This is a genomic window from Paenibacillus rhizoryzae (genome assembly GCF_059686995.1).
In genome coordinates this window covers 77,099-95,824 of sequence record NZ_JCAALT010000010.1, presented here as the reverse complement: position 1 = coordinate 95,824, position 18,726 = coordinate 77,099, and the positions used below count along the sequence as shown (strand labels likewise).

At 51.6% G+C, this 18,726-nt stretch carries 20 protein-coding genes; 8 read left to right on the top strand and 12 right to left on the bottom strand.

Annotation, left to right across the window (positions count from 1 at the left end; genetic code table 11):
- The first annotated feature begins 8 nt into the window (after nucleotides 1-8).
- The 4 genes from AC6ESO_RS25430 (at nucleotide 9) to AC6ESO_RS25415 (ending at nucleotide 2,991) form a co-directional block, all read left to right on the top strand.
- Nucleotides 9-332, top strand: a complete 324-nt coding sequence (locus AC6ESO_RS25430) for an STAS domain-containing protein (protein ID WP_091225376.1) — start codon at nucleotides 9-11, stop codon at nucleotides 330-332.
- A 33-nt stretch (nucleotides 333-365) separates the two neighbouring features.
- Nucleotides 366-845, top strand: a complete 480-nt coding sequence (gene rsbW / locus AC6ESO_RS25425; RefSeq protein WP_091225377.1) for an anti-sigma B factor RsbW — start codon at nucleotides 366-368, stop codon at nucleotides 843-845.
- Nucleotides 845-1,621, top strand: coding sequence for a sigma-70 family RNA polymerase sigma factor (locus tag AC6ESO_RS25420; protein ID WP_497093894.1), 777 nt, complete (start codon nucleotides 845-847; stop codon nucleotides 1,619-1,621). Before rsbW ends, AC6ESO_RS25420 begins: the two co-directional genes overlap by 1 nt.
- A 152-nt stretch (nucleotides 1,622-1,773) precedes the next feature.
- The gene (locus AC6ESO_RS25415; protein WP_497093829.1) at nucleotides 1,774-2,991 is read left to right on the top strand and encodes a magnesium transporter CorA family protein; all 1,218 of its coding nucleotides are present in this window, start codon (nucleotides 1,774-1,776) and stop codon (nucleotides 2,989-2,991) included.
- 700 nt (nucleotides 2,992-3,691) lie between these two features.
- On the opposite strand, the gene AC6ESO_RS25410 is transcribed toward AC6ESO_RS25415, so the two are convergent.
- Entirely contained in the window at nucleotides 3,692-4,882 is a 1,191-nt protein-coding gene (locus AC6ESO_RS25410; protein WP_497093828.1) for a PP2C family protein-serine/threonine phosphatase, read from the bottom strand.
- 155 nt (nucleotides 4,883-5,037) lie between these two features.
- Here AC6ESO_RS25410 and AC6ESO_RS25405 point away from each other — a divergent pair, with 155 nt between their 5' ends.
- Nucleotides 5,038-5,823, top strand: a complete 786-nt coding sequence (locus AC6ESO_RS25405) for a lipase family protein (RefSeq protein WP_497093827.1) — start codon at nucleotides 5,038-5,040, stop codon at nucleotides 5,821-5,823.
- Between the two features lie 38 nt (nucleotides 5,824-5,861).
- Here the strand turns inward: AC6ESO_RS25405 and AC6ESO_RS25400 are convergent, their stop codons facing one another.
- From AC6ESO_RS25400 to AC6ESO_RS25380, 5 genes are all read right to left on the bottom strand, one after another.
- A complete protein-coding gene (locus AC6ESO_RS25400) occupies nucleotides 5,862-6,215 on the bottom strand; it encodes an MmcQ/YjbR family DNA-binding protein (RefSeq protein WP_497093826.1) in 354 nt (117 codons plus the stop codon).
- 18 nt (nucleotides 6,216-6,233) lie between these two features.
- Nucleotides 6,234-6,698 (bottom strand): MEKHLA domain-containing protein, encoded by a 465-nt coding sequence (locus tag AC6ESO_RS25395; protein WP_497093825.1) that lies wholly within the window; start codon nucleotides 6,696-6,698, stop codon nucleotides 6,234-6,236.
- Nucleotides 6,699-6,786: 88 nt separating this feature from the next.
- Nucleotides 6,787-7,005 carry a hypothetical protein gene (locus AC6ESO_RS25390; RefSeq protein ID WP_494822012.1) on the bottom strand — a complete coding sequence of 73 codons (219 nt, stop codon included), beginning with the start codon at nucleotides 7,003-7,005 and terminating at the stop codon, nucleotides 6,787-6,789.
- Nucleotides 7,006-7,113: 108 nt separating this feature from the next.
- Nucleotides 7,114-7,290 carry a hypothetical protein gene (locus AC6ESO_RS25385; RefSeq protein ID WP_497093824.1) on the bottom strand — a complete coding sequence of 59 codons (177 nt, stop codon included), beginning with the start codon at nucleotides 7,288-7,290 and terminating at the stop codon, nucleotides 7,114-7,116.
- Between the two features lie 144 nt (nucleotides 7,291-7,434).
- A complete protein-coding gene (locus AC6ESO_RS25380) occupies nucleotides 7,435-9,063 on the bottom strand; it encodes a glycoside hydrolase family 26 protein (RefSeq protein ID WP_497093823.1) in 1,629 nt (542 codons plus the stop codon).
- Between the two features lie 247 nt (nucleotides 9,064-9,310).
- On the opposite strand from AC6ESO_RS25380, the gene AC6ESO_RS25375 reads away from it, so the two are divergent.
- Nucleotides 9,311-10,291 carry a M15 family metallopeptidase gene (locus AC6ESO_RS25375; RefSeq protein ID WP_497093822.1) on the top strand — a complete coding sequence of 327 codons (981 nt, stop codon included), beginning with the start codon at nucleotides 9,311-9,313 and terminating at the stop codon, nucleotides 10,289-10,291.
- An 81-nt stretch (nucleotides 10,292-10,372) separates the two neighbouring features.
- Here the strand turns inward: AC6ESO_RS25375 and AC6ESO_RS25370 are convergent, their stop codons facing one another.
- Nucleotides 10,373-11,290, bottom strand: a complete 918-nt coding sequence (locus tag AC6ESO_RS25370; protein WP_497093821.1) for a nucleoside hydrolase — start codon at nucleotides 11,288-11,290, stop codon at nucleotides 10,373-10,375.
- A gap of 175 nt (nucleotides 11,291-11,465) precedes the next feature.
- Between AC6ESO_RS25370 and AC6ESO_RS25365 the strand changes: the two genes are divergently transcribed.
- The gene (locus AC6ESO_RS25365) at nucleotides 11,466-12,230 is read left to right on the top strand and encodes a helix-turn-helix transcriptional regulator (RefSeq protein ID WP_497093820.1); all 765 of its coding nucleotides are present in this window, start codon (nucleotides 11,466-11,468) and stop codon (nucleotides 12,228-12,230) included.
- A 29-nt stretch (nucleotides 12,231-12,259) separates the two neighbouring features.
- Here the strand turns inward: AC6ESO_RS25365 and AC6ESO_RS25360 are convergent, their stop codons facing one another.
- The 5 genes from AC6ESO_RS25360 to hisJ form a co-directional block, all read right to left on the bottom strand.
- Nucleotides 12,260-12,598, bottom strand: coding sequence for a DUF1904 family protein (locus tag AC6ESO_RS25360; protein WP_497093819.1), 339 nt, complete (start codon nucleotides 12,596-12,598; stop codon nucleotides 12,260-12,262).
- A gap of 14 nt (nucleotides 12,599-12,612) precedes the next feature.
- Entirely contained in the window at nucleotides 12,613-13,170 is a 558-nt protein-coding gene (locus AC6ESO_RS25355) for an SLOG family protein (protein ID WP_497093818.1), read from the bottom strand.
- A gap of 446 nt (nucleotides 13,171-13,616) precedes the next feature.
- Nucleotides 13,617-14,555, bottom strand: a complete 939-nt coding sequence (locus AC6ESO_RS25350) for a metallophosphoesterase family protein (protein WP_497093817.1) — start codon at nucleotides 14,553-14,555, stop codon at nucleotides 13,617-13,619.
- 18 nt (nucleotides 14,556-14,573) lie between these two features.
- Nucleotides 14,574-15,314, bottom strand: coding sequence for an MgtC/SapB family protein (locus AC6ESO_RS25345; RefSeq protein ID WP_497093816.1), 741 nt, complete (start codon nucleotides 15,312-15,314; stop codon nucleotides 14,574-14,576).
- Between the two features lie 111 nt (nucleotides 15,315-15,425).
- On the bottom strand, nucleotides 15,426-16,256 hold the full coding sequence (hisJ, locus tag AC6ESO_RS25340) for a histidinol-phosphatase HisJ (protein WP_497093815.1): 831 nt from the start codon (nucleotides 16,254-16,256) through the stop codon (nucleotides 15,426-15,428).
- A gap of 226 nt (nucleotides 16,257-16,482) precedes the next feature.
- Here hisJ and AC6ESO_RS25335 point away from each other — a divergent pair, with 226 nt between their 5' ends.
- Nucleotides 16,483-18,300 carry an APC family permease gene (locus AC6ESO_RS25335; RefSeq protein ID WP_497093814.1) on the top strand — a complete coding sequence of 606 codons (1,818 nt, stop codon included), beginning with the start codon at nucleotides 16,483-16,485 and terminating at the stop codon, nucleotides 18,298-18,300.
- Nucleotides 18,301-18,726: the final 426 nt, after the last annotated feature.

The following is an 18,726-nucleotide window of genomic DNA, read 5'->3' as shown; positions in this document are numbered from 1 at the left end:
GTCGAGCTATGAAACAGACCGATAAACTATTTTTGCGTACGGAGAATCAGGAAGGCAAATGTATCGTTTATGTCGGAGGCGAGCTGGATTTGGAATCCGCCGTTCATATGCGTGCAGTCATGACTCCACTGATTGAACTGACTGATCGAGAGTTAACTCTTAATTTGCGCGAGCTCCGTTATGTGGATAGTACCGGCATCGGCATTCTCGTGTCCGTGCTGAAAGCCAGACATGCCAAACAAGCGCCTTTTAGCGTGGAAGCTGTCCCTCCTCATATTCGCAAGCTGTTCGATATGACGGGCATCACGCCATTTTTACTCAAACAAGCCTAATTCGTAATTGCCGCAGAAAGGGACGAGAGCATAATGAACATACAAGTCGAAGAAGTAATCACCTTGCAGGTGCCGGCTTCGGCGGAATATATTGATCTGGTTCGGTTAACTCTCTATGGATTAGCTGTCAAAATCGGCTTCTCCTACGAGGAAATCGAGGATATGAAAGTAGCGGTATCCGAGGCGTGCAACAATGCCGTTCTGTACGCTTACGGCGACTTGAGCACTGGGGAGGCCGCTCCGGTTCCACAGCCAGCGCCGCGGATTGAGGTACGCTTCATTAAGAAGAACGATGCCCTCTCCATTATCGTCAAAGATGATGGCCGCAGCTTTGATGCATCAGCCGCAGCCGCACGTGCGAAGCCGGTGGACGGAAAGTCGATTGATGAACTCCAAGCAGGCGGACTTGGCCTGTTCTTGATGCAAGCACTGATGGATGATGTGGAAGTGAACAGTGAAACCGGAACGGAAGTGGTTCTTACCAAGCGCCTAGTAAAGAGCGGTGAATTGTGATGAGCGCGCAGCCGGTTAAGCAGCCCAAGCCCACAAGCATGGAACTTATTATGGCTTATCAAAGCGATCCGACTAACGATATCGCCGAACAGCTCATCACCCATTACGAGTCTATGGTTCGAATGGCTGCCGGTAAAATCTCGCGGAACCGCCCGGATTTATACGAGGATTTAATGCAAGTGGGCCAGATTGCTCTGCTTCGTTTATTCGGCCAATTCGACAGCTCGCTCGGTATGCAGTTTGAGCCTTACGCCATGAAAAGTATCATCGGGCATATGAAAAATTATTTGCGTGACAAGTCGTGGTATGTTCAGGTCCCTCGCCGTATTAAGGAGAAGGGGATCGCCGTTCAGCAAGCGATCGATGAGCTGACCGTGAAGTTTGAACGCTCTCCGAGGATTGAAGAAATCGCAGAGGCCATGTCGCTCACCGTGGAGGAAACGACTGAGATTTTGGCAGGTCGGGAGCTTTATCATTACGTCTCGCTGGATACGCCGATTTCAGATGATGACAATACGTCATCGCTCGGTGATTTGCTCGGGTCGGATTCCAATGATTTTGAAAATATTGATCGACGGCTCGATCTACAGGCTGCACTTTCGAAGTTGAAGCCTGAAGAGCAGAAAGTGCTGCTGCTGGCTTATCAGGATGGACTCCCCCAGCGACAGATCGCGGATCAGCTTGGTATCTCTCAGATGAGCATTTCCCGGATACAGCGGCGTGCTATCGATAAATTAAAGCAGCTGCTGCATGAACACCATGAGCAGGAAGAGTAGAAGCACGCTGTAGGCCTAGCATGATGGCCGCGGCGTGCTTTTTGTGTTTTTGGATAAAATTGTCGGCGGCGCTGTTGTGCTTCACTCGGGGTTCGCGTTATGATGGTAACATGTATAGCTATACGCACGGACAAGCAGGAGGCTTCTAAACCATGATGCATCGGATGCTGCAATTTCCGCAAGCGTGGGAATGGCTCATGCTTCACGAACAGCGGCCGGAAACGTCCGGTCTTAGTCGCAGCAGCAAAGCAGCAGTCGATGATGCCTCTTCGGGGGTGCCAACTGCTGCTGATCTGGCGGCGGAGCTTGCTCACGCGAAACAAGCCGTCGTGCAAGCCCATCCGGAGCTCGCTGGCTGGCTTAATGATGTTGAAGGCATTGCTCACAATCAAATTATCGTTTCCGAGCTTCCGGGCGGCGACGCTATCTTGCATGGGACCTTGCTGTTTCAGGTGTCTGAGGATGAGAGTGATATTCTCCCCTTGCATTTTCGAATGACCGATCGGAAGCTGGTCACTTATATGTCGGATATGCGTCTATCCGTTAGGCTGCAGCTCGATCCTTGGCAGGATAAGCTGAACCGCTGCCAGAGTGCGCCGGAAGGTTTCTTCGCGCTGCTTGGCGCCGTGCTGGAGACGTTTCATGACGGACTCGATCGGTTCGAGACGCGGCTCAGCGATTTGGAGCTGAAGATGCGTAAGCAGAATCGCACCGGCTTGATGAATGTCATCTTCGAGCGGCGCTATGAGCTGCTGCATTGGAGTCACTTGTTTATTCCGATCAAGGAAATTCAAGGCGCAGCCAGAGAAGCCTTCATGCATACGCTGCTGGAGCAGGAAGAGTTCAAACGGATGGAGCTGAAGCTCGACCGTATTCAGGGGCTGCTCACCCATTATGCGATGGAGATCGACACGCTGCTGATGATGGACGATGCCATCTCGAACTTCCGCGGCAACGATATCATGAAGACGCTGACGATCTTCACCGCCTTGTTCATGCCGGCAACGGTCATCGGCGCCGTCTGGGGCATGAACTTCAAGGACATCCCTTGGGCCAGTGAACGCTGGGGCTTCATAACCGTCAGTCTCGTGATTGTCGTCACCACCATCCTCATCTATTGGTGGCTGTGGAGCAAGGGCTGGACGGGCGATCTGCTGAACGGCCGTCACAAAGGCGATCGCGTCGGCAGCTCGAGCGGCGCGGACCTCGCGCTAGCCGGCGGCGACGATGCGCCGCGGTCGCGGCGGAGCCGAGGCGGCCGCGGGGGCGGAGCTGCTGCTGCGGCGGAGCCTGGCGCGCGCTCGGCGGATGCCGGGAGCCGCAGCGGCGTCGAGCACGACGCGCCGCTGCCGTCGCGGTCGAGCCGGTAGGTGGCGTACGCGCGGGGCGCGAGTGAGCCCGGCGGCGTGAACGCCATAGGACGGCTGATCGCGGGGGAGCCCGAAGCGGCGTGAACGCAATCAGCGCTAGTCGCAGAGGAGCAGTTTGGGGCTGAGAGTCGGGTTTTCCGACTCTCAGCCCTCGGCTCGGGATGTTTGGTGGAGTTTGTGGAGCTGAGAGACGGATTTCCGTATTCTCAGCTTCTTTTTTTGTGCCGTTTCGCCGCTGAGAGTCAGGTTTTCCGACTCTCAGCCCTCGGCGCGAACGGTTTGGGGGAGTTTGTGGAGCTGAGAGATCCATTTCCGTACTCTCAGCTTCTTTTTTGTGCCGTTTCGCCGCTGAGAGTTCGATTTTCGAACTCTCAGCCCCCGGCGCAGGCCGTTTTCAGCTATCGACGGGGGATACCACACGCCGAAGGTTGATTGAAATGCTTGAGCTTTAAAAGCGATCGATATCTTGCGTTGAAGGCGAGTTAGTTGGGTTTTTGAGCGTTGAGAGTGACTTATCGGCTTATCATGGTGGTTTCCCCTACTGTGAGCAGACATGTCGCTTTAGGCGAATGAGATCATGCGTGAATGGCTAGTTAGTTCGGTGCGGGGTTCCAGGTTCCGAGATTCCCGTTCGATCCTAGCACCCCCAGCCCCAACACAAACCAAAAGAGCCCCCAACATCTCGGGGGCTCCCTACTCTCTATTTCAAATCCACCACGACCAAGCAGCGGTCGTCGGATTGCAGCTCCTCGGATTGCTCGCGTGAGAAGAGCGCTTCTTCGAGCGCTTGCAGCGAAGCGTGCGTGCCGTAGGGCTGCAGCAGCTCGGTGAGGCTGGCTTCGCGGTCTTCCACGTAGTCGCTGCCGACGAGGTCGTAGATGCCGTCGGTCAGCAGGACGATACGGTCGCCGGGTCCGATGGCGAGCGTGTGCTTCTCGATCGCCATCTCACTGAACATGCCGATGGCGACGCCGCCTTGGGCGAACCGTTCAATGCTGCCATCGCTTCGAATGAGCATGCCCGGCGGATGGCCGGCATTCACGTATTCGAGCGTACCTGTGCTTAAATCGATGACCATATACAGCCCCGTAAAATAATACTGGATCAACTGATCCGCAAATTGCAGCTGCAGCGATCGCCGGTTCAGCTCCTTGATAACGCGTTTGGTCCCCGACTGCTTCGTCATCGCTTCCTTGAGTACCGATGCGATAAACATGCAGGCCAGCGAGGACGATATGCCATGCCCCATCGCATCGACAACAGCTACGCCGTAGCGATTCTCATCGATTCGATGCCACGCGTACAAATCGCCGGATAGCTCCTCAGACGGGCGGAATATCGCATCGATGGCAATACGCTCGTCATCTACCGGCTGCGGCAGCGCCGCAAGCTGAACCTCGCGCGCCAGCTGCAGCTCCTCCCTCATCCGACGATCCCGCTCCTTATGCCAATCCTTCTGCTCCTTCAGCCGCAGCGCAACACGTATCCGTGCAAGCAGCTCAATCCGATTGATGGGCTTCGTCACATAATCGATCGCCCCGGCATCCAGCGCCTCGGCCAGCTTCTTCGAGTCGCCGATTGCCGTTACCATGATGATGGGAATATCCCTCAAACGCGGTGACTCCTGGATCATCGCACAAGCCGTAATCCCATCCACGCCCGGCATCATCATATCGAGCAAAATCAAATCGATGTCATGATCGTCGTCACCCGGCGCTTCCTCCGGCTCAAGCCCCTGCCTGTTTAAGCCAAGCAAACTAAACAATTCGCTGCCAGAGGCAGCCTGCAAAACATTCGTATAGCCCGCACGCTTCAAAATCTCTCTGACAACCGTAATATTCATCGGATTGTCGTCCACCACTGCAATTCGCATCTTCAATTTCCTAGGCATTTCTGATCTCCTTATCGTTGTCCTTCTCCGGTACGACGTTATGTACTTCGTTACCCTCGCAGATCATGCTTTGAATCTGGAACTTCTAGGACAGCTGCCTAAAGCACATTGGCCCATAGCCTCATACACTGGTAGCAAGGAGAGTGGGTGCAGAAATGAACAATGGCAGTGCGATGGACATTCGAACGGCCATCTTTTTGGCTGCAGTTTGTGGGCAAACTTATGTGCAGTACAATAACGGCGGACTTTTCCTTGTGCCTGATTCCTACCATCTGGTCGGATCGTTCAATGCCGCTTCCTATACCGGGCAAGAAGAGCCCTTCGGCTTCGTGATCGAGTCCGATCGTGGGGTCATATTGGCTTTTCGCGGCACAAGTTCCCCTACCGACTGGGTCATGGATATGATCGCCCAGCAAATTCCGTTCAAGGTCGTAAAGAATGGCGGCAATACGCACAAGGGCTTTACCGACGTTTATATGTCTGCACGGGATCAAATCTTCCGCTTGCTGGATCAAGTACCGAAGTCGAAGCCGCTTTTTATAACCGGACATAGTCTCGGAGGAGCGCTGGCAACACTCGCTTCGCTCGATATCGCGTCGAACCGCATGCCTGCCGCCCTCATTACCTATACGTACGGATCGCCTCGCACGGGAGATCCCGCCTTCGTTCGCGCCTACAATGCAGCCGTGCCCGTCAGTTTCCGGGTGCAGAATGAATTCGACGTCGTGCCCCACCTGCCGCCGCTCGTGTATCAATCCCCTAAGACCGACAAAACGTACTATTATCTCCATGTGAAGGAGGAGGTCAAACGGAATTTCCGAATGGGCTCCGTCGGAGGAAATCACGTAATCAGCAGCTATTTTGCCGATTTGGCGCGGGAAGCACCTTCATTTACAATGGCTATATGTTCAGCACCGCCGGGCTGGTGCCCTCAGAAATGAGGACTCCGGCCCGCTAGCGTACACCTGAATAAGACCGCTTAGCCTTTCAAGCCAGCCAGCTCCGCAATGCGGCTGCGCTCCGCCTTCGTCATCCCTTTAAGCACGAGCTCATATGAGTGCTTGATCATATCCTCCAGCTCGCCTTGCGGAATCGATCCATCGAGCGCAATGGAGTTCCAGTGCTTCTTATTCAAATGATAGCCAGGCGTAATGGCATCATATTGCTGCCGCAGATTCTCCGCGATAATGGGATCGCATTTCAAGGATATGCCGCTTTCCGAGAGAAGCGCGAACATTTTGCCTCCTGCCTTCATCACCAATGGATCCGGCCCAAACGGATAATCCTTCACTGCACCTGGCATGGACAAGCAATAGGCTGTTAACTCTTCCATCCGCTAATCTTCCCCTCTTCACACAAAAGTATAGTTCGCAAATGCAGCCGCTTGTCCATAATACTCGCCGGCTTCATCGTACAAGTTCCATACGACAGCCTGCTCAATTCGGAAACGTCGGCCGCTGCTGGAAATTCGAATACCGTTGTAATCGTCGATATATCCTTGCCCGGAGACGGCTTCCAGAAATCGCTGCCGTTCCTCTTGAATCATCGGCTCCGCTGTATGCTTCGACTCGATCCGTGTAAAAGCATCCCAATCCATTTCCCATAACGCCAAAGCCGCACGGTTGCCATAATTAAGCACCGGGTCCTGCTGCGTGCCATGTGAAAGTACCACAAGATCCGCATAAAATAAGGCTTCCGCTGCCGACTCTTGCGCCCCCTGTGGAATTAAAGGCTTGCCCAGCAGCCGATTGTAGCTATTCATTATAATGGCGGCATGGCGCTCCCCCGCGCCGATACCGGTCAGTTGCTGCAGCATGACTTGTTCTCCCTCCAGCCGAATATTCAACCCATCTAATTTAAAAAAACTGAAGGTGAGGTTCACCTTCAGTTCTTCGATTACGCTGCTATACGCCCATTTTCTTGCGCTGATTGTTTACTTTTTTGTGGTTTTGGCTCTTCATCGTTTGTTGGTTGCCGCCTGGACCATGCTTTTGCTTATTGTTCGCATTCGCCTGTTCCTGCTTCTTCTGGGCCAGCTTCTGCTTCATCGCTTCGGCAAGGGAAATTTTCTTCGGCTCTTGCTCTTGCGTTTGCGCTTCCGGCGTCGTTTGGTTTTCTTCCATTTCAGATCACCTCGTCTGTTTGTACTAGTTGTATTGTAGCTTTTTTTTCGCTTGCTTTCCAGTATACAAGGCATCAATTTTCACAAGTTTGCCATGATATTCCGGATATTACTCCCGCAGCGCATCCTTCAGCTTGGTGGACATGTTGTCCGCACTTCCGGAACGCAGCATTCCGCGAAGTCTTGCAACCTCCTGCTGCAGACGAAGCTTGTCCCCGCGCAGCTGCTCAATCTCGGCTTTTGCCTGGATAAGCTGTTCTTGCAATGAAGAAATCGGCTCGTTCATCGCCGGCTTCCCCCTCTCTATTCACATCACTTCTCTCTATTGTAACGCTGCCCCTCCGTAATGTAAAAAAAAGCTCCGATATCGCAGCACTTGGAGAGCTCCACCAAAGAACTCCAAATGCTGCACCTATCGGAACTATGCTTCTTATTTGACGGCGACCGCAACCTTCTGCGTCGTCACGAGTGCATTCTTGCTGTTGAATGCTTTAACAACCACATCGATCTTCTTCCCTTTATACGGCGCAAAATCAATCTGTGCCGTCCAAGGCAGCGAAGTTACCGTCGCAACCGTCTTGCCGCCGATCTCATAAGTCACTTTGCTGAGCGTTGGCGACCATGTTTTCACATAAGCTGAAATCTTCTGTGACGATGCCGGTACCGGCGATGCCGTGTTAATCGGCTTGTAAGCAACCGGCGACTCGTCGCCAAGACTGCTCAGATAGAATGGATTGGCAACGGACTGCTTGTAGCCTTCGAGAAGCTTCTGATTCGCCGAAAGCATATAATATTTTATCCTAGCGGAAGCATCGTGGTTGCTGTCGAACCAGAACACCGCTTTCACTTTCGGATACAGCATCGGAAGAGAGGCGTAAAATTCTTTCATTTTGTAAACGGCCCAGTCCGTCTTATCTTGTTTCTTCTCCGGATACATGTAGGCCACGCCGCCTTCCGAAATATAAACCGGTTTGCGCGACGCATACTGTTTGTAGATGTAATCGAATTTCTCCAGATGGCTCGAACGGTCTTCGCCTTGCTTCAGCGGATCAAGAGTCGGGTTAAAGATCGTATACAAACTGACGCCAACCCAGTCTACCGCGTCATCGCCCGGGTAGTAGTCGTTAATGTTATACTCCGGCGAGCGGTCAGGCGCCCAAACCATAGCAACATTATCCGGAGCTTCCTCGTGGAAGACCTTCGCAACAATACGGAATTTATCGATGTAATTCTTCGGGTTCTCTTCATGCCACGGTACCCAGTCGCCATTCATTTCATTCGCGAAACGCAGGAATACTTTCACGCCGGATGCCGCAATATCGCGTGCCAGCTGGTGCAGATAGTCATCATCTTGTACTTCGCTAAGCCCTTTAAGCGGCTGTATCCCGAGCTGAATAGCGACTCCGGCCTCGCGAGCGTGATCGATGTGGCTCTGAATACTCGAAAGCGGTTTGCCATATGTAAAATAAATCAAATAGGCAGCGTGATCTTTGCCGGTAAGCATGGGAAACCCTTCCGTGTAGAAAGGTTTTGCCGTCTTCGAATTGTGCACGGCCGGATCGAGTTCCGCGTATGCACCGATATAAGCGCCATTCTTCGGTTCAAAAATCGCACCATGCGTATTCGCAGATCCTAGTGCAGAAGCCGTAGTCTCCACGAACAGCCTTGCCGTGCTGCGAAGCTGATCGGCTTTGCGTTTGGCAGCGATGCTCATCTGCGTCATGTTCGCCTTGCCGGTATACTCCGCTTCTTTATCCCAGTTCATAACGGCTTCGTCATATTTCTTCAATATCGCATAATCGTCGCCGATGCGGCGGTACATGCCCGCTGCATTACCATACTCTTTCTTCTTCAGAAACTCCGGCGCAATTTGGTTATATTTTGCAATCGCTTCCGCGTATTTGCCCTGCTGGTCGAGCTTCTGCGCTTGTTTGAATATCCCCCATACATCCATCGCCTGTACCTCATAGGTATGGAATGTCGTGAAAGCAACAATAATCGTAAATAATGCCACCATCATCTTGCGGCCAAACGAAACGTAATTCTTGTAAGTCACCATGATTCCTCCGTGTGCTAGTTAGTAGAAGTTACAGCGACATTTTACAGCATTTGGGATGGATTGGAAAGACAAAGTTTTACAAAATGTGACAACACATGCCCTTGTGCAACAAGTTGCGACAGGTATTCGTTTAATCTGATATAGGATGCAAGCCATGCTTGGCAGCAGTGACCAGTTGTAAATGATATTCTAGCGTCTATAATTATCTTTATTATGGTTTGCGCTTTATTCATAGGAGGAACAGCAATTGAAAACGAACAAACGTATGTCCTATCTCATACTCGGCGCGGCGCTTAGTGCCGTTATTCTATCGACCCAAACTTCATGCACCAACAACCTATTTGGCAGCAAATCGTCAGCCTCATCGGACAGCAATGAACTGAGTACAGGCAACACCTCAGTTTCAGGAGATGATGCAGCGGCAAGCACCGTTAAGACAAGTACCGGTACGAAAGGCAATTCCGGATCCGGCAAGTCCGATACGAAGAATGATCCTTCAGGCTCGACAGGCACAGATGCTGCTGATCCCGGAAAAACAAATGACAGCACTCCCGCGACCGCCCAAACGAGCAGCAATCAATCTGCTTTTAAAGCGTTTATGCACGAGAATGCACCGTCCCGCACCGTGATGAAGAAGGACGGCGTCGCTTATGTGACGAACACGGACAGCCCGCTTGTCCTCGTCAACAAGAAGCGTGAGCTCGAATCGACTTATGTACCGAAGGATCTTGTCAAAGCGAATGTAGAATTCTCCTTCTCCGGCGACAGTCCGAAGCAGCAATTGCGTCAAATCGCGGCAACTGCGCTTGAGAAGCTCTTCGCAGGCGCGAAGAAAGATAAGATCATGCTCAAGGCCGTTTCCGGCTATCGCTCGTATGCTTCTCAGCGGTCCATCTTCAATAGCTATGCGAAGAAGAACGGCGAGGAAGAAGCCAATACGTTCAGCGCGCATCCCGGGCAAAGCGAGCATCAAACCGGACTGGCGATGGATGTATCCAGCGCGAGTGCAGGCTACGATCTTGATAAAAGCTTCGGCGATACGAAGGAAGGCAAATGGCTGAAGGAGCACGCAGCGGACTATGGCTTCATCATTCGCTACGAGCTTGGCAAAGAGCAAGAAACCGGCTATATGTATGAGCCTTGGCATATCCGCTACGTGGGCGTATTCATCGCACAAGAGATTAAGAAGAAGGGCGATACGCTCGAAGCTTACATGGCGCAGTTCTAACTAACCGGATCTAAATAAACGAAAAGCCCTCCCGGCATGATGCCTGGGAGGCTTTTTCGTTTGTTTATAGGTTGAGCTGCGCTATTCGCCAAGCTTCCGGAACAAATCCTTAAATACGGAATCACGATGCGCATAGTGCGCACAGCGGATGAAATGGCGGGAATGATCGACGCTCCAGCGGAAGTCCTCAGATAACAGCGGACTATGAACAAGGGTGCTCGGAATCCAGCTCGGATCGACCAGATATGCAATGGTCGAGATGTCCCAGATCACGCGGGAATAGCCAAAGTGATTCTGGCTGCAGTCCCGATAGGTTTCGTACAAGTATTGACCGATCGGCCCTTTGTCGCGGACATAATCCTCAACCTCGGACAAGGTTGTCGCCAAATGAGAGGCAACGCCGGCACAAGGAACCAGAATTAACGGAACGCCGCTATTAAGCACCGTGCGGGAGGCATGCAGATCTTGGGCTAGGTTGAATTCCGTCGTATCATGCCAATGCAGCGCGTGGCCGCCGAGCCAGACAACGACGATTTTCTCAATAATGCGCGGCTCCATCAGTAGGGCAGAAGCTACATTCGTAATCGCACCGATCGCAACAACATACAAAGGATCGTCTTCGCTCGATGCCATTGCCCGCTCCACGAGATTTCTTGCAGCAGCGCTCTCTTGAGGAACACCGGCTTCGGCCAGGTAGCCTTCCGAGCCGCGGTAGATCGGAATATCGGTCATTTCCGGCAAGATCGAACGAATCTTGAGAAGCTCGTTGTAGCTTTTCTCCATCCCATCCTTCGGACCTTCAGACAGATCGTTGAAGAATGGTGCGGCATAGAACGCTTCAACCGTCACGCTCTCCGGTGATTTCAATGCATAGATGACGGCGAATTGATCGTCGATTTCGTTATAGGTGTCCGTATCCAAAACCATTCGCACTTTGCGCTGTGGATGTTCTAAACGCTGCAAAAGCTTTTGCTGAGGCAATTTTGGAAATTCAACCATGTCCCTTGTCATCCTCCTTGAATATATCCTGCATTCCTTTTATGATGTGGTTATGAATTCAGGATTTTTCTCGCTTACTACGCTTATTCTACAACGAATACCGCGTACGATGATTATAGGATATGGCTGTTTGTTTGCATGATATGGCTAGGATAACGGGAGGGGAACTTGCAGGATGCTCGCACAAATGGATTTTCTGTTTCAAGCTACGCGGCACGCTCATTCCTATATGCCGATGCATGAGCATACCTGCTATGAGCTGGTCTACTACCAGACGGGGAAAGGCCTTACGCGCTTCAACGATACGGTTTATACGTACACGCCCGGCACGTATACGATCATTGCGGCAGGAACGCTGCATGATGAGCGGCGTACGCAGGACACGGATGTTATTTTTGTCGGCTTTCGGCTGCCTCGGAGGGAACTGCTGCTCAAGGAAGGGCTCTATCAGGATGATTCCTCTTCCCCGATCTTGCCGCTCTTATTGAAGATGATCGAGGAAATGCAGGAACAGCGGGCGTATTATGCCGATCAATTGAACCATTACATCAGCTCCATCGTCATCGCACATCAGCGTGCCACGGATACCGGCAGCACGCCGGGAGGATCCGTTGATCATCTCCTGTATGCACGCACCTTCATCGACGAGAACTGCAATCAGAAAATTACAATCGAAGAATTGGCCGAAATGGTCGGTTACAGCTACCACCACTTCCGGCATTTGTTTAAGCGTAAATTCGGTGTATCGCCCATTTCCTACTTGCTGCTTAAGCGAATTCAGAAAGCCGAGCATCTGCTTCTGCATTCAACGCTCCCTGTCACCTCTATTGCGCTGGAATGCGGCTTCTCGAATGATGCGCAATTCTGCACGCTGTTCAAACGAGAGAAGGGCGAGTCGCCTCGCGCCTTCAGACAAAGTCGAGCAGTCGCTAAGGCTTAGAAGCAGTCAACTAGCAGTTGGTAGCTGCGCTATTCCGGCGTTGCACAGGGACGGCCGTTGATATAATAGGCGGTCTCTTGATACACCTTGAACGCGACCTCAACCTCAGCAACGCCGGCCTTATTCAGATGTTTGGTTACCGCTTGGGCAAGCTCATCTTGAATCGCTTGTCCTCTGTCGAACCAAGCAATTTCTACGAAAGGATAGGTCGGCACCGTTTCGCCTCCGAACACCGAAACCAACTGCAGCCCGTCTATCGTAAAATTATCGGTACCACACTGGCAGATGCTCGCCATCTCTTCTACCAAAGCCTTGCTCACTTCCACTAAAATAGACGTTTCAACACCACGTACGTTTAATTGGGGCATAGCTATTCCTCGCTTTACTCATATTCATGCAGCTGTTCTTCCTCCGCAATGCTTTGCAAATCGTAGCCGGATACTGTAATGATCCGATAGTCCGGCGTAATCTCGGCATGCTGCTTAGCCAGCTCCAGCAAATAACGCGGTGAGCCATCTTGTTCCTCATCATAGATGAGAATGAGTCCTTCCGAATTGTCGAGCAGGAAGCGATCTCTCGCTTTGAACTGCCACGGCCCATCATATTTCTGCTTGGAGATCGCGCTCACATAATCCGCGCCAGCCAGAATCTCGCTGTATGTCGTTTTCTTCTGCTCGTTCCAATTCTCTTCCTGCTCAAGAAAAGGCGTAATAATCGCGAGCCGCAAGCTCTCGTAGCTGGCCTTCAGCTCGATCGTCACTTCCGCCGCCCATAGCTCCACGCCCCAGCCGCCGCTTACGATTACCCATTCCAGTCCATCCTCTGCAAGAGCCGTGATCTGCTTCTTGAGCGCTTTCTTGATAATGGCGATGCCGGGATGCTTGGCCGAGAAAATGCCCAGCTCTGTTGCTCTATAGCCTGAAATCAATACCTGCTTCATCGCGGTTTGCTCCTTGTTTACTCGTCCAGATAAGGGTAGCATACGAGTGGCGAAATTTCACCACTGCCGTGAACTATCGGACAAATTCGAAGCCTCGTTCAATCAATAACAAGTCTGCCACAAATGATCGCTAGGCGAGGGATTCACTCTAACGAACCCTACAGGCCTTATTTCATCAAAATGAACGTGTTTGAAATTCTAACGAACTCCACAGGTCTTATTTAGTGTGAATTGGCTCCAATTCACTCCATTTTCCATAAATAAGGCCCCCATGGTTCGTTAGTATATATTTAGAGGGTATTTCGGGCAAATAAGGCCTCCACGGTTCGTTAGAACTTAAGCCACGGCAGCTTAAGCTCGCCGGGCTGAATGGGGTAAACATGAGCAAGCAACAAAAAAGCTGCCTCAATCATGCACCAAAGCACGTTCGAGACAGCTCTGTACTTCTACTCCATCCCTTTCGGGTAATGCGCCTTCGGCTCTCGAATGACGTCCCCGTCATCCAGCAGAACCTCGGTTGTAAACTCCCGCGCTCCCTTGTACAGCCGAATGATGCGTGCACCGCGAGGGTAGCCTTCCCGGCCATAGGTCTGATAGCCGCTGGCCCGGCCGTAACAGAGTCTGATGCCGTACATTTCGCCCCAGTAATCATTCACATGATCATGTCCGCAGAAGGTGCCAACGACGTCGCCCATCTCCACCATCGCCGTGAACAGCCCGGAATTGACCGGCGGACAAGCGACGTTTTCATGCTTGCTGCCGTAGCACAGCTCTTTTCGCCATACTTCATCGTATTCGGGCAATGGAATGTGGAAGAAAGCGAGTGAAGGCAGCGGCTCACCGTCGTTTGCTTCCGTGAGTGCTGCGGACTGCTCCGTATACCAATCGATCTGGTCACGGCCAATCCAGGCATATCCTTCAAGATTCGGATACTCGGAATAGCTACCGCTGTCGAGTAAGTAAAGGGCATGATGCGGCTTGCCGCTGCCGGGCTCTCTTATAAGCAGCACATAATTCCCCGTACCTGTAAGCTCCTCCGGACCTGCCTGACTCACACAATGCTCATGCTCCAGCTGAACGTCCATCAGCTCTTCCCGTGTAACCTCATGCTCGGCGTCATGGTTGCCAAACACAGCTGCCCATGGGATGCCCCGGGTATCGACCTCACGTACCGCTTCGCGAAAGGATTGCTTCGGATCGACGCAATCATCGCTGTAAATCACATCGCCTGTAAAGATGACCAAGTCTGGAGAAATATTCTCGAGCACCCGCTCCATCAGCAATCGAGTCAGGATGTCGCCCGGCTCCCCGTTTTGCCAGTGAAGGTCCGTAAATTGCACAATGGTAAATGTGCCGTCCTCGCGGTAATGCAGTTCTTTCCCCATCTGATCCATCCCCCATCATTAAAGCGATTCTCCCCCGGCCTCGATCCCGATAACGCCTTCAATCGAAGCAAGCGAAACGATGATTTCCTCGAACCGCTTCTTATAATTAAGCTTCAGCTGCATGCGGACAATCAGCATATCGCCGGAATCACCTTGCGCGGCTTCCTCGTTCTCGACGATAATTTTGCTGATTTGGATACCGAAGTGATGAAGCTCAGTTACAACCTTGTTCAGGCTTGCGGAATCTTTATTTATTTTCATGACCAGATCCTGCTTACGCTTGGTTCGCGAGAATTTCTTCTCGAACTTATTCAGGAAAAACAAGCTGACCACAACAAGCAGCGTGAGCACGGCTGAGCCATAATAGAATCCTGCACCTACCGTAAGTCCTATCGCTGCAACCACCCAAAGCGAGGCGGCCGTCGTAAGTCCTGAAACCGTAATCCCCGTTCGCAAAATCGTCCCTGCACCAAGAAAACCAATCCCGCTTATTACCTGCGCCGCTAACCGGGCCGGGTCGAGCCGGACGTTCGGATCTGCCGCAAACTCAGCAAAACCATACATGGATAACAAAACAATTGCCGCCGATCCCAAACAAACGAGAATATGTGTCCTAAATCCTGCAGAATGTCCGCCCAGCTCGCGTTCCACTCCGATTAAACCACCCAGAATAAGCGCCAGCACCAAACGAATCGTCAGCTCCAAATAGCTGATTTGCCAAATACTGGGGTCATACACTTGTACCGCTGTTTCTCCCATATGCGTCAATCCTTCTTTTTAATGGTCCTTTGCTTATCTATACGCAAGGCAACAGCGAATGCCTACTGATAGGCCGAAAAAATATATATTCTTGACATAAGCCCAGAGAAACTAGCTGCGTGCAAATTGCGATTCAAACCAATCCCAGCCGGAACCGACATGTTCGGGACGATGGGAGTCCGAGCCATAAACCAGTTCAATTCCTTTGGTCATGCACTCTTGCATAAACCACTCCGGCACGTATGGCTTACCGCAGCTTGGAACGCGCAGCCCCGCCGTATTGACGTCGATACCGACATTTCCTTGCTGCAGCAACGGTAGAATGGCAGTCAACCGACTCCGAATTTGCGCTTCATCGATCGGCGGGAGCTTAAGCGCGAATTTCTCGATCAAATTAATATGGCCGATCCGTTTACGCATCGGAAGTTTACTCGCGAAGGCAATGGCGGCTTCCACATGGTTATAATATTCGTCTACAACCTTCTCCATCGTCCCGTAGTAACTTAATAGGTTGGCCGAGAAATCATCAGACGTAAAATCAATGCAGTACATACCGTCTTTACCCGGCAAGTAGTGAACTGAATAAACGACATCCTCCAGCTGCTGCTTATATTGCTCTACGATCGCTTCCGTGAATGGCAATGCGCCTTGCAAATAATCCAGCTCCAGGCCGACGGCAATTTCGATTTTCCCTTCATACTGCTGCTTGATTGATTTCGCGTAAGCCATATAGAGAGGAAGCTCTTCGTTAGGCATGGCAAGCTCGTACATCAGCTTTGCATCCTGTACCCAACCTGAAGGAAGCGGCGGGTGCTCGCTAATGGTATATCGCGTAAAACCAAGCTCAATGGCACGGTCCACATATTGTTCCGATGGTGCGTCGCTGCCATGATAGCAAAACTTTGTATGCGTATGTCCATCCCATTTCATTACGTTTGACATGCTGCTCGTCCAACTCCTCTACCCGTTTATTCAAGCCCTGATGGCAATATGTACCTTCCCAGTATATCATCTTGATGAAAGCCTTCAATAAGCAGCAGCGCACGCGAAAACTGCTTCTTCCAACAAGCGGCATTTCTGTTATAATGAATTCTGTTCATTTAGGTTAATCTAAAATAGAAATCCTTGTAAAATTTCATCACCCCAAGCAAAGAAGAGAGGAACATGTATGATCAGCCGATTTAAACGACTTCTTATCGGACGGCCGATGAAAAGCGCAGAGCTCGAAGGCGAGAAGCTCAGTAAGCTAAAAGCACTCGCCGTACTGTCCTCCGACGCCTTGTCGTCGGTCGCGTACGGAACGGAGCAGATCTTGCTCGTACTCATGGCTGCCGGCTTTGCCGCAGTGTGGTACTCCATTCCGATATCCATTGCCGTGCTCGGTCTATTACTAATACTCATTATTTCGTATCGTCAAACGATCTACGCCTATCCCAAAGGCGGCGGCGCCTACATCGTAGCCAAAGATAGCTTGGGTGTTTCCACCGGGCTGCTTGCAGGAGGATCGCTGCTCGTCGACTACATACTGACCGTAGCCGTTAGTTCCTCGGCCGGAACCGATGCGATCACGTCCGCATTTCCTTCGCTGCATGATCATCGGGTATTGGTCGCTCTGATCATGATCGTTTTTCTAACCGTCATGAATTTACGGGGGATCGGGGAATCCGCTTCCGTACTGGCTTATCCCGTCTATCTGTTCGTCGGGGCGATATTCGTCTTGATTATTGCAGGGGTTGTCAAAGTCATCGCAGGCGGTGTCCATGCCGATGTACCGGAGATCGGTGCGGCGGTGTCCAACATCAGCTTGTTCATGTTGCTTAAGGCATTCAGCTCCGGTTGTTCGGCGCTCACCGGCGTCGAGGCCGTATCCAATGCGATCCCGAACTTCAAGAAACCGGCGGAACGCAATGCCGCAACGACACTCATTATGATGGGTACGATTCTCGGTGCGATGTTCATCGGGATCAGCTTGCTCGCTTATTGGTACGGTATCGTGCCTAGCGCTACGGAAACCGTCGTTTCCCAAATCGCTAACGCGACGTTCGGACGAGGCATTCTCTATTATGCGATCCAAGGGATTACCGCTCTAATTTTGTTCTTGGCTGCCAACACGGCCTACTCTGCTTTCCCGCTGCTCGCGTTCATGCTGGCAAAAGATAAGTATATGCCGCATGCGTTCATGGTGCGGGGAGACCGGCTCGGCTTCTCCAACGGGATTATTTTTCTAGGCGTGTTCTCCGCGCTCTTAGTTGTACTGTTTCACGGGGACACGGAGAATCTCATTCCACTCTATGCGGTGGGGGTATTTATCCCGTTCACGCTCTCACAGCTTGGCATGATGGTCCGCTGGATCAAGCTTAAACCGGCGAACTGGGGTGTCGGTCTGACCGTCAATACGATCGGGATGTTGACCACGCTCATCATTACGTTAATCTTTATTTTCACGAAGTTTAGTCAGATCTGGATGGTCTTCATCTTCTTGCCGATCGTTATTATCGGGTTCTACAAGATCAACCGCCACTATATGAACACCGCGGATGAGCTTCGCATCAACATTGATAAAGAGAAGCCTGCGATTAAAGGCAGCACTATTGTAGTTCCGGTCGCTGGTATTACGAAGGTCGTTCTGCAGTCCATCAGCTATGCGAAATCGCTGACAGATAACGTGGTAGCGGTCTATGTCGGGTTCGATGAGGAAGAAATCGAGCGGCTCGAGAAGAAATGGGAAGAGTGGAATCCCGGCGTGCGGCTGATCGTCTTGCGATCGAGTTACCGCAGCATTATCCGCCCGCTCGTCCGCTTCATCGAGACGGTGGAGTGGAAGACGCAGGAGACGGATCACATCACCGTGCTGATTCCGCAGTTCATTACGAAGCACTGGTGGCATAACATTCTGCACAACCAGTCCAGCTTGCTGCTTCGCGCGTACCTGTTCACGCAGAAAGACGTTGTTATCGCGACTGTGCCTTACCGGTTGCACCGTTAGTTGAAGTTCGAGGCCGAGAGTTCGATTTTGGAACTCTCGGCTTTGTTTTTTAGCTTTTTTCCTCTGAGAGTCACATTTTCAGACTCTCAGGGGGCGGTTATAGTGCGGAGAGGGAATTTCGGCGGCTGAGAGTTCGTTTTTGGAACTCTCAGCTTTGTTTTTAGCTTTTTTTCCTCTGAGAGTCGCGTTTTGCGACTCTCAGAGGGCGGTTGTGGTGGTGGGAGGGGCTTTTCGCGGCTGAGAGTTCGTTTTTGGAACTCTCAGCTTTGTTTTTAGCTTTTTTTCCTCTGAGAGTCGCATTTTGCGACTCTCAGAGGGCGGTTATGGTGCTGGGAGGGGCTTTTAGAAGGTGAGGGATGGGTTTTCCGACTCTCAGCTTCTTTTTTCAGTGATTTCGTGATTGAGAGTCGGCTTTACCGACTCTCA

Excerpts from the sequence above, each read along its gene's own strand:
- AC6ESO_RS25430 (WP_091225376.1), top strand. The coding sequence starts at position 9 with ATGAAACAGACCGATAAACTATTTTTGCGTACGGAGAATCAGGAAGGC.
- rsbW (WP_091225377.1), top strand. The coding sequence starts at position 366 with ATGAACATACAAGTCGAAGAAGTAATCACCTTGCAGGTGCCGGCTTCG.
- AC6ESO_RS25420 (WP_497093894.1), top strand. The coding sequence starts at position 845 with ATGAGCGCGCAGCCGGTTAAGCAGCCCAAGCCCACAAGCATGGAACTT.
- AC6ESO_RS25415 (WP_497093829.1), top strand. The coding sequence starts at position 1,774 with ATGATGCATCGGATGCTGCAATTTCCGCAAGCGTGGGAATGGCTCATG.
- AC6ESO_RS25410 (WP_497093828.1), bottom strand. The coding sequence starts at position 4,882 with ATGCCTAGGAAATTGAAGATGCGAATTGCAGTGGTGGACGACAATCCG.
- AC6ESO_RS25405 (WP_497093827.1), top strand. The coding sequence starts at position 5,038 with ATGAACAATGGCAGTGCGATGGACATTCGAACGGCCATCTTTTTGGCT.
- AC6ESO_RS25400 (WP_497093826.1), bottom strand. The coding sequence starts at position 6,215 with ATGGAAGAGTTAACAGCCTATTGCTTGTCCATGCCAGGTGCAGTGAAG.
- AC6ESO_RS25395 (WP_497093825.1), bottom strand. The coding sequence starts at position 6,698 with ATGCTGCAGCAACTGACCGGTATCGGCGCGGGGGAGCGCCATGCCGCC.
- AC6ESO_RS25390 (WP_494822012.1), bottom strand. The coding sequence starts at position 7,005 with ATGGAAGAAAACCAAACGACGCCGGAAGCGCAAACGCAAGAGCAAGAG.
- AC6ESO_RS25385 (WP_497093824.1), bottom strand. The coding sequence starts at position 7,290 with ATGAACGAGCCGATTTCTTCATTGCAAGAACAGCTTATCCAGGCAAAA.
- AC6ESO_RS25380 (WP_497093823.1), bottom strand. The coding sequence starts at position 9,063 with ATGGTGACTTACAAGAATTACGTTTCGTTTGGCCGCAAGATGATGGTG.
- AC6ESO_RS25370 (WP_497093821.1), bottom strand. The coding sequence starts at position 11,290 with ATGGTTGAATTTCCAAAATTGCCTCAGCAAAAGCTTTTGCAGCGTTTA.
- AC6ESO_RS25365 (WP_497093820.1), top strand. The coding sequence starts at position 11,466 with ATGCTCGCACAAATGGATTTTCTGTTTCAAGCTACGCGGCACGCTCAT.
- AC6ESO_RS25360 (WP_497093819.1), bottom strand. The coding sequence starts at position 12,598 with ATGCCCCAATTAAACGTACGTGGTGTTGAAACGTCTATTTTAGTGGAA.
- AC6ESO_RS25355 (WP_497093818.1), bottom strand. The coding sequence starts at position 13,170 with ATGAAGCAGGTATTGATTTCAGGCTATAGAGCAACAGAGCTGGGCATT.
- AC6ESO_RS25350 (WP_497093817.1), bottom strand. The coding sequence starts at position 14,555 with ATGGGGAAAGAACTGCATTACCGCGAGGACGGCACATTTACCATTGTG.
- AC6ESO_RS25345 (WP_497093816.1), bottom strand. The coding sequence starts at position 15,314 with ATGGGAGAAACAGCGGTACAAGTGTATGACCCCAGTATTTGGCAAATC.
- hisJ (WP_497093815.1), bottom strand. The coding sequence starts at position 16,256 with ATGTCAAACGTAATGAAATGGGATGGACATACGCATACAAAGTTTTGC.
- AC6ESO_RS25335 (WP_497093814.1), top strand. The coding sequence starts at position 16,483 with ATGATCAGCCGATTTAAACGACTTCTTATCGGACGGCCGATGAAAAGC.